This window comes from Rhizobium sp. SVR5-9E (genome assembly GCF_056755095.1).
In genome coordinates this window covers 1-8,889 of record NZ_JBNDHS010000155.1, presented here as the reverse complement: position 1 = coordinate 8,889, position 8,889 = coordinate 1, and the positions used below count along the sequence as shown (strand labels likewise).

The following is an 8,889-nucleotide window of genomic DNA, read 5'->3' as shown; positions in this document are numbered from 1 at the left end:
AGGTATGCCATCCATCATGAGAGCGCGCCATCTCGTGTCGTTGATCAGCTATCTTCAACGAAATGCGGTTCTGCAGCGGGGCCCAGATGCGAAACAAAACGCTGTTGTCGAAGAGCACGGGGCCGAACATAAAGCTGCTCAAAGGAAACTCCTGGCTATACTAGAATTCAAGGTCTCGGCTTTGAAAAGAGCTCAGGTCGCAACAGCACGAGGCTCCGCGCAGCCACACCATAATCATTCGCTGTGAGCTGCTCTTCGGCTGCATGGGGATCGGCGGTAGTAAACACGACTGTCCAACCTTTCTTCGCTTCGGGCAGGACGAACCGCATGGGACCGTCGTGCGGGTTGAAGAGGATCAGGATGTCGTCCCAGCCGTCGTCGTCGTCGCGAGAGAGTCGCAGACCAATCGTCGTACTGGCGACGTCGGCCCATTGCTCTTCCGTCTGCTCACCGCCGCCCGGATTGAGCCAGGTGACGCTCATGCCGTCGCGCCAGTTGTCTCTTCTCAGGATCGAATGCTCCTGGCGCAATGCTATCAACCGGCGGGTAAACTCGCGCAGCTCTTCTGCGCTTCCCGGCAGCTCCTCCCAGTGGACCCAGCTTAGCTCACCATCCTGGCAGTAGCCGTTGTTGTTGCCCATCTGGCTGCGGCCGAACTCGTCGCCGGCAAGCAGCATTGGTGCGCCATGTGAAAGGAACAGTGTCGCGAGGAAGTTTCGTTTCTGCCGGTCTCTGACCGCGATGATCCCTTCGTCGTCGGTGGGACCCTCGATGCCGTAGTTGAAGCTTCGGTTATCGCTATGGCCGTCCGTGTTGTCTTCGCCGTTCGCCTCGTTGTGTTTGTTGGTGTAGGAAACAAGATCGTTGAGCGTAAACCCGTCGTGCGCGGTGATGAAGTTCACACCTGCCCATGGCCGTCGGCCCCGAAGGTCGTAGACGTCGCCCGAGCCGAGAAAGCGAGCCGCGAAGTCCTGCGTCGTCTCGTCCTCGTTTCTCCAGTAGTCGCGGACAGTGTCGCGATACTTGTCATTCCACTCTGCCCAGCCCGGCGGGAAGCCGCCGACCTGGTAGCCTCCTGGCCCGATGTCCCAAGGCTCTCCTACGAGCTTCAGCTTGGACAGCACCGGATCCTGTCCGACGGCGTCGAAGAAGCCGCCGCGTTGGTCGAATCCAGAGGGCTCGCGGCCGAGGATCGTGCCGAGATCGAATCGGAAACCGTCAACATGCATGTCCTCGGCCCAGTAGCGGAGCGAGTCCATGACCATCTGCAGCACGCGGGGATGGGACATGTTGACGGTGTTCCCGGTGCCGGTGTCGTTGATGTAATAGCGATGCTCGTCCGGCATGGTGCGGTAGTAGGAGAAGTTGTCGATACCCTTGAAGGAGAGCGTCGGCCCCATCTCGTTGCCTTCTGCCGTGTGGTTGTAAACCACGTCGAGAATGATCTCGATACCCCCGTCGTGGAAAGCGCGGACCATGTCGCGGAAGCCGACAATTCCTTCCGGGCCGTAATAGCGGGATGCGGGCGCGAAGAAGCCCAGGGTATTGTAGCCCCAGTAGTTCTTAAGCCCCTTGTCCAGCAGGTGGGCGTCATCGGGAAACCAGTGGATCGGCAGGAGCTCGATAGAAGTGACACCAAGGCTCCTGACGTAGTCTACGATCTCCCTGCGGGCGAGTCCTTCGAATGTGCCGCGAAGTTTTTCCGGAACAGCGGGGTGGAGTTGAGTGAAGCCTTTGACGTGCGTCTCGTAGAAGATCGTATTCGACCAGGAGACGTTCGGCCGGGCATCGTCCTTCCAGTCGTACTCGGCGGGATCCACGACACGGCACTTCAGCATCGAGGAGGCGCTGTCCGTCTCGTCGAATGACAGATCCTTCTCCTCGCTTTGCATCGTGTACGCGAACTGGGCCTGTCCCCAGTCGATAGCGCCGACCAGTTCGCGTGCGTAGGGGTCGACGAGCAGCTTGTTGCCATTGAAGCGATGTCCGTTCTCGGGATCATACGGCCCGTGGACCCGGTAGCCATAAAGCGCTCCCGGCTTCAAGCCCGGCACGTAGCCGTGCCAGATCTCGTTGGTGAACTCGGGAAGCTCGATGCGCTCGAGCTCCTTGTTGCCGTCGTCGCTGAAGAGGCAAAGTTCAACCCGTTCGGCGTGAGCGCTGAACAACGCGAAGTTTACCCCCCCGTTATCAGGGACCGCCCCCAGGCGCGTGTAGTCGCCTCCGATCACACGTGTATTCGATCTTCTCATTGAAAGGCCTCGCGCTTGGAAGTGAAATCGAAAACCCTCACCGTCCGCCGAAGCAAAGAGGATGCCTGAGAAACAGTTGTCCTCAGACCTTTGCTTTTTCGTCGGCCTTTCTCAGGGAAAGGAATTTCTGCGTCAGCGTAACCAGGTTCTCGTCCAGCCATGTGGCCATCGCCTTCTCCTCGGCGAGGTTCGCCTGCAGGCCCATAGTCGCTGCGCCGTATCCGTCAGCCTCGGCAATCGTCAACAGCGACGTGTAGGCGGCGATCTCAAAGTTCTCGAAGGCGAAGTTCGCGAACGAGTTCTTGAGGATTTCGTCCCCGGCGACTGTGTGGCCGAGAGCGGCCATGGAGCCTGAGAAGGAGAGGGCCATATCCTTCACCGTCGAAGGGTGCTCGTTTAGCCCGGATAGGATTTGCTCGAGACGGGAGATTTGACCCTCGGTTTCACCGATGTGCTGTTCGAGCCTTGCGGCGACCTCCGGGTAGTTCTCGATCCGCTTGAGCTGCGGCTTCATGATGCTAAGGGCCTGGTTCTCCATCGCGTGGGCGTTGCGCAAGCCGACGATAAAGACGTCCCGGATTTTGTTGTCTGCCATCGGTCTCTCCTTCCAAACCCGTCCAAACACCGACAGGAGAGGGAAGTTCCGGCGGCGACGTCGCGCGGCACGAAATGTATTGCTTCGTATCAGCCGCTAGCCACGGGAACGGAACGTGCGGTTTTTAGTTAGGTCCCAGAAAGGTGACGGATGACGATGATGGATGACACGCAGTTGGCATTGCTTCTCGGAGTGCTGGCGTTGGCAAGCTGGACGGTGGCGGGTTTGGTCGCGGTTTTGGTTACGCACGAGGAGATCAGGCATGCGGAAGCGGCAAGGCGCACGGATTTCCTGACCTTGGGGCTGGCCGTTGCTGGTGTTCTTTCCGCAATCAGCATGGCTGCAGTTCTTGTCGTCGCATGACGAGTGTCGAGCCTCGCTCGAAAACAGATGACATGATCGCTCTCCATTGGGGCAAGAGCAGATTGTCTCTCAAGCGGTCGACACCCGGTTGCATACGTGGACCGATGACAAAATGTACGCCTCGACGGCGCCCATAGCAATTAGGTGTCCGCTAACGTACGGAGGCCCGTCTGAGCGGGGCAGTCTGATCCAGAGGATCGCGCGGCCTTCCAAGGGCAAGGAAGGGGCAAAACAAAAGCCAGCCACACACGATCCCAGATAGTAGACGCCCGAGCTCTATCGAATGTTCCGGCGCCTGGCCGCTTCCCGGCGCGGCTCACTGCTGGAGTCAATCCAGGACCATGAAGCCGAACGGCAGAACCGCGACGATATCGCCGTTTTCATCGACGATTTCGAAGCGCTGTGCCGCGATGTGCTCGCCGCCCATGACTGATTCCGCAATCATCTCGCGAGCAGCGTTGCGGGCCTCTTGCTGAACGGCCGCGACGTTCGGCAAATCGACACCTTCGTCGTCTTCCACCAATTGATCCCCAGTACGAATGTGAAAATAGTACCTCGCCATCGACGGACAGTCTCCTGTTACGCGACCGGAGAACAATCCAGGCTGCCCATTGTTCCCGTCGGTGGCGTGCGCTTAGCCATCAGCGGAGAGCGTCCAACACCGCCGCCAAACTACCGATGACACTTGCAATCGCTTCCAGCATGGCATTCGCTATTGCTGTGCGTAAGCGCCCGTATCGAATTGCAAGCGTAACCCGCGATCTAGCTGGTTTGCGACCCCGGGGATAAAGGGCGTACAATCAACCATCGGTTCAATGATCAAGGGTGCGGACCGCCTGAGAGACAATCTGCTCTTGCCCAACGGGGGAGCAGAAAATGCATGGCGGAAACGCGACATCTAATACCCTCATCGCAGCGATGGACGATGAAATGGCCTCGGCCATTTTAAATGCATCCGAGCGCGTCAATCTACCAGTTTATCACCAGCTGCAAGCTCCCAATAAACCGATCGACTACGTCTATTTTCCGGAATCGGGCATCGCCTCACTCGTTGCCGATGCACCCGGCCGATTGCAGATCGAAACCGGCCTAGTTGGCAAGGAAGGGATGGTCGGAACGATCTTACTATCGGGGATCGACCAGGCGCCGAACGAAGCCTTCATCCAGGTTGCCGCGACTGCCAGGCGCCTGCCGGTCGCCCACATGCGGACCTTGATCGAGGGCCCTTCAGAACCTCCTCATTCGCTAATTCGCAGACCGTGCATGTGCAGGTCACCGGAACGGCGCTGGCCAATGGCAGGGCAACAATCGTTCAGCGGCTGGCTCGATGGTTGCTGATGTGTCACGGATCGGCTCGGTAGTCCGAAACTGCCGCTGACCCGCGTAGGGGCGAAGACAGATGCACGGAGTCGGAGCACGCGCCTAGTCCGGCAATACGCCGACGATCTTATCTATTGCTTCCATGACGTACGGCTCACCGGAGGGCCTTGTTGCCGACCGGATCGATCTCACTCGAATAGCGGGTCTGGTTCGTCGGAAAATCGATAACCAGTTCATAGGCCGTGCTGCGCCCACCAGCCTCGCCTCTTCGCAGGATCCCTTTCGCCAATAGGTCCGCAATGTCGCGAGACGCCGTATCCTGGGACGCGTTCGTCAGTTTCGCCCACTTCGTCGATGTGAGCTTGCCTTCGAAGTTTCCCTCTAGCAGTCGGTTGAGGACCTTGGCTTGTCGCGGATTAAGATCGCGTGCGACATGCGCCTGCCAGAAATCAGTCTTCAGCATGACGTTGTCGAGAGTTAGCAGCGCATCGCCGACAGCATTGCCCAGACGATCCAGGAACCACTCGATCCAGCTCGTGATGTCGACAGCTTCCTTGCTCGTGATCGACTGCAGGGCTTCATAGTAGCCGATGCGCGATCTCTCGATCGCGGCAGACATGGAGTAAAGTCTCTGAGCGCCCCCACCACTGCGTGCAAGCGTCATGTCGGCGATTGCTCGGGTTATGCGGCCATTGCCATCGCCGAAGGGGTGGATGGCAACGAACCAGAGGTGGGCAATGGCTGCTTTGACGAGAGGATCGAGGTCGTGCGATCCGTTGAACCATTCGAGGAAGGTTGACATCTCAGCGTCCACGCGATCTCCCGGTAGAGCAACATAGTGGACTTTCTCGTGCCCGAATGCGCCGGACACGATTTCCATACGGCCGCCTGAGTCGTCGCGCCAATCGCCGACGCGAAGCCTGTGACCCCATTCGTTGCGACCAGTCGGAAAGAGCGCCGCATGCCATTGAAACAGTCGCTCTGCCGACAGTGGTTCCGAGCAATTGATCGTGGCATCAAGCGTGATATGGACGATGCCCTCAACCGAGCGGTTGGGCGTCACGAATCCATCGATATCGATACCGAGCCGCCTGGCCAGCGACGATCGGACCTGTTGTTCATCCAGCCGCTCTCCCTCGATCGCCGACGATTTGACAACGTCGTCCGTCAGCGCTTGCAGAAACGTCGCCTCACGCGTACGAAATCCGAGGCTCTCGACACGGCCGATGAGGCGCCCCTGATCAAGGCGTACGGCTGCAAGCCTGGATGCAAGGCGGTCGAGTTTCCATTCAAAATTCGGCCAGTGGGCAGATTGCCAGATATAGGTCATGTCTCAGGATAGGGCTCAGATGCGGAGAATGGCAAGCATAATCTCCGCAAATATGCGGACATTGTTGCCCTTAATCTCCGCCTCGCGCTAAGGGTCACCGGTTCGAATCCCATCGAGACCAACGGAGCTGACTCCGGCATTTTGCACTTCCAAACCGGATAGGTCGATCAGCGCGATCGACGTAGCAACATTCCCCGCATCGGTGGGATCGTCGTGGCTCGTGGCCGGGATGCCGCCGACGTGCCGTTGATTGTTTCCTTCGGTCCACACGTCCTAAAGTCGTTTCGTGTCTGGAGCTATGGCCTGACTGAGTAGGGCACGCGAGCATCATCTGTCGCTATTCTCGTATCTCGACAACCTTGACCGACACGTCCAACTCCACGAAATCCTCCGGCATTCCCGTATATCCGCCGGTAACAGGCATGATCTGTCCATTGTTGCGGGCAAACGCTACGGGAATAAGGCAGGCTTCTCCCACTCGTCGGTGAGTGGGATCAAACGCGATCCAACCGGCTCCCGGAAGATAGACTTCCGCCCAGGCATGTGTAGATCCGCCGTCGTCGACAGAGGCCTGAGGGTCGTAAACGTAACCGGAGACAGCACGCGCACCGAACCCTAGGCAACGAACAGCTTCAATGAAGAGCGCTGCGATGTCCCTGCATGAGCCACTGGCCTGCTCCAGTGTTTGTTGCGGCGACTGCGTGCCTTCCTCGTCTCGGATGCGATAGCTGACATTTGTCAGAATGCCGGCATTGATATCTTTCAGCAGCGAAAGCGTGTCGGTCGGGCGGCTGCCCACGAACGCTCCGGCCCAATCCGCCACACGGCTACCGGGAGACGTCACGACAGCAAATGCGCCGAGATCGGTCTTGTCTTCGGTCGAGTACGTGAAGGGATAGGCATGCGCCGAGATGTCTATATTAAAGACCGGCCACGGGTCGGCAGTCTGCTCGACAACGGCAGCACTGGTGATCGTCAGTTCGGCGGTCTGTTCAGAGAACGTCACCGTCGCGATGGTGTTGCCGAAGACGTCCTTCGCCCAGTCGATCGACCCGCTCGCAGAACAGTCGATGCTGAAAGACAAGGTCCGAAGCCGTTGGTCGGTCCGAGGCGACAGCATCAGGCGGTGCGCAAGCAGTCCGACGGGCCGCAAGTAACGGTAGGTCGTTCGATGCTTGATCTGAAGTTTCATAGTGATTTCCCGGCGGCCAGATTGTTCAGTCAACTCAAGCGTGGGTCAGCGAAACGACGCCCGCAAAGTGTTCGTGCCTTGCAGACGCCATTGTAGGCACGACGGTTCCACACGCGGCCAATCTCATCCGCTCGCACGTCGCCAGTCGCGGATGTCGTCCGCTGTGACCCAAACCCGGGCATCGAAGGCAATCATCCTTTTGTCGAACTTCGAACTGGCGATCGCCCCCGATCGTCGTTGTTGGAATGGCTCTCCAATAACACGCGCCTTTGTTATATTCAGCAACGTTATCGCGTCTACTCACGATGCCAGGTCAATCGCATTGACATCCGACCTCCATCAGTTCGACATCGTCTTCTTAGTGACGCCCAAATCGGTATGAAGGATCCATGATCAGATCAGAACTCGTTCATATCATCACCCTTCGCAACCCGCATCTTTACCGGCAGGACGTGGAGAAGATCGTCAGCACAATTCTTGATGACATCGCCGAGGCTCTGGCAAACGGCGATCGTGTCGAGCTTCGGGGTTTTGGCGCGTTTTCGGTTCGCTATCGGCCGTCGCGCTCGGGCCGGAACCCCAGCAACGGAACAGCCGTATTCGTTGAGGATAAATGGCTGCCGTTTTTCCGCGCCGGTAAAGAGATACAGAAGCGATTGAATCCGGAAGAGAAAACCTAGGCCGCCAATGCGGCATGTGCACACTACCCCCGCATGCTAGATTTCACGTTGGAAGACACGGCCCCTTCAACGAAGCGCCTATAATTCTGCTTGGCGCGGGTATGATCACCCGGTACTGCCCACTCGCGAGAATGGCAACGATGCATGATAGCGGAGACGAACATCCTACAGCACAGGTTTGCCCGCCTGCTCCATGACATCGATAAAGACGGAATAGGGCAGAACGAGAGAAAGGGGCGCCTTGGGAATTTCGAGGGCGCCATAGGACTTGTACCAGTCCGCCGCCCGCTCATCCTTGGCATCGATCAATAGTAACGAGCCACCGACCTGCGACGAGACCTGAATACATCGCCGTGCGGCCGCAATGAGCAATTCACCGCCCAGCCCCCAACCTTGCAAAGATCGGCTCACCGCCAGACGACCGAGGCGAAACCGGCCGATCGGATGACGTCCGCTGCCCGGTGGTCGGGCCGCTTCAGGCGCCAGATCGAAGTCGACCTGCGCCGGGCTCAACGTATAGAAGCCATGGATCGTCATATTATCCGCATTATCGACCGCGACATAGGTTTTAGAGGCGCCGCTCTCATGAGCCTGCCGCGCATATCTGGCCAGGAAATCGTTGAGGTCCGCCTGACCACAATCGAAGCTCTTGCGATTGTGCTTCCTGGCGATCGGCTCCTCATGCCAGTCCGGAAGCGTCATTTACGGTTAGCAAGCGAACGGGCCGCTGCCTGCAGTCTGGCATTCGGCTTCGGCGGGTTATCCAGCAAATCCAGTATGAAGCGGGTCTGCTCCTCGTCCAGGCTTATCTGCTCGGCCTTTTCGATAACTGCCTGAGCTGCCAGCAGCGCATTGCGCAGCACGAATTCCTTGAGGCTAGTTCGCTCGAGCGCGGCCGCACGCATCAGCCGGGCCTTCTCGGCCGGCGGAATCTGCATCGGGAAACGGCTTGTATCTTCTGCGGCGACTCTGGGCATGGTGACCTGCCACGGGTAATTTCCTCCAAAATTGATTAGAGTCCGGGCCATTGAAGGACGGACGCATGAAGAAGCAGAGATTTACGGAAGAGCAAATTATTGCGGTGCTGAAGGAGCAGGAGGCTGGCGCGAAGGCGGTGGACCTGTGCCGGAAGCACGGGATTTCAGAAGCCACGTTTT

The 8,889-nt window shown here is 58.3% G+C and carries 11 protein-coding genes and 1 pseudogene; 5 read left to right on the top strand and 7 right to left on the bottom strand.

What is annotated here, in order from left to right; translation table 11 throughout:
* Nucleotides 1–167: 167 nt before the first annotated feature.
* Entirely contained in the window at nt 168–2,252 is a 2,085-nt protein-coding gene (gene glgX, locus ACPYOJ_RS33035) for a glycogen debranching protein GlgX (RefSeq protein ID WP_481420011.1), read from the bottom strand.
* Between the two features lie 82 nt (nt 2,253–2,334).
* Entirely contained in the window at nt 2,335–2,847 is a 513-nt protein-coding gene (locus tag ACPYOJ_RS33030) for a ferritin-like domain-containing protein (protein ID WP_481420010.1), read from the bottom strand.
* A 150-nt stretch (nt 2,848–2,997) separates the two neighbouring features.
* On the opposite strand from ACPYOJ_RS33030, the gene ACPYOJ_RS33025 reads away from it, so the two are divergent.
* Complete coding sequence (locus ACPYOJ_RS33025; protein WP_481420009.1) at nt 2,998–3,210, top strand: hypothetical protein; 213 nt, start codon at nt 2,998–3,000, stop codon at nt 3,208–3,210.
* Between the two features lie 328 nt (nt 3,211–3,538).
* Here the strand turns inward: ACPYOJ_RS33025 and ACPYOJ_RS33020 are convergent, their stop codons facing one another.
* Nucleotides 3,539–3,772, bottom strand: a complete 234-nt coding sequence (locus ACPYOJ_RS33020; RefSeq protein ID WP_481420008.1) for a DUF6894 family protein — start codon at nt 3,770–3,772, stop codon at nt 3,539–3,541.
* Between the two features lie 314 nt (nt 3,773–4,086).
* Here ACPYOJ_RS33020 and ACPYOJ_RS33015 point away from each other — a divergent pair, with 314 nt between their 5' ends.
* Complete coding sequence (locus ACPYOJ_RS33015; RefSeq protein WP_481420007.1) at nt 4,087–4,548, top strand: cyclic nucleotide-binding domain-containing protein; 462 nt, start codon at nt 4,087–4,089, stop codon at nt 4,546–4,548.
* A gap of 136 nt (nt 4,549–4,684) precedes the next feature.
* Here ACPYOJ_RS33015 and ACPYOJ_RS33010 read toward each other — a convergent pair whose 3' ends face one another.
* Nucleotides 4,685–5,860, bottom strand: coding sequence for a Fic family protein (locus tag ACPYOJ_RS33010; RefSeq protein WP_481420006.1), 1,176 nt, complete (start codon nt 5,858–5,860; stop codon nt 4,685–4,687).
* Nucleotides 5,861–6,034: 174 nt separating this feature from the next.
* Between ACPYOJ_RS33010 and ACPYOJ_RS33005 the strand changes: the two are divergent.
* Nucleotides 6,035–6,175: pseudogene (locus ACPYOJ_RS33005) on the top strand (transglutaminase family protein); the annotation flags it as partial.
* 22 nt (nt 6,176–6,197) lie between these two features.
* Here ACPYOJ_RS33005 and ACPYOJ_RS33000 read toward each other — a convergent pair.
* A complete protein-coding gene (locus ACPYOJ_RS33000; RefSeq protein ID WP_481420005.1) occupies nt 6,198–7,052 on the bottom strand; it encodes a transglutaminase family protein in 855 nt (284 codons plus the stop codon).
* Between the two features lie 389 nt (nt 7,053–7,441).
* Here ACPYOJ_RS33000 and ACPYOJ_RS32995 point away from each other — a divergent pair, with 389 nt between their 5' ends.
* Nucleotides 7,442–7,732, top strand: coding sequence for an integration host factor subunit beta (locus ACPYOJ_RS32995; protein ID WP_481420004.1), 291 nt, complete (start codon nt 7,442–7,444; stop codon nt 7,730–7,732).
* A 165-nt stretch (nt 7,733–7,897) separates the two neighbouring features.
* Here ACPYOJ_RS32995 and ACPYOJ_RS32990 read toward each other — a convergent pair whose 3' ends face one another.
* Entirely contained in the window at nt 7,898–8,434 is a 537-nt protein-coding gene (locus ACPYOJ_RS32990) for a GNAT family N-acetyltransferase (RefSeq protein WP_481420003.1), read from the bottom strand.
* Nucleotides 8,431–8,709 carry a type II toxin-antitoxin system TacA family antitoxin gene (locus ACPYOJ_RS32985; RefSeq protein WP_481420002.1) on the bottom strand — a complete coding sequence of 93 codons (279 nt, stop codon included), beginning with the start codon at nt 8,707–8,709 and terminating at the stop codon, nt 8,431–8,433. The genes ACPYOJ_RS32990 and ACPYOJ_RS32985 overlap by 4 nt, the downstream gene beginning before the upstream one ends.
* Nucleotides 8,710–8,774: 65 nt before the next feature.
* On the opposite strand from ACPYOJ_RS32985, the gene ACPYOJ_RS32980 reads away from it, so the two are divergent.
* The coding region (locus ACPYOJ_RS32980; protein ID WP_481420012.1) for a transposase at nt 8,775–8,889 on the top strand (115 nt) is incomplete at its 3' end.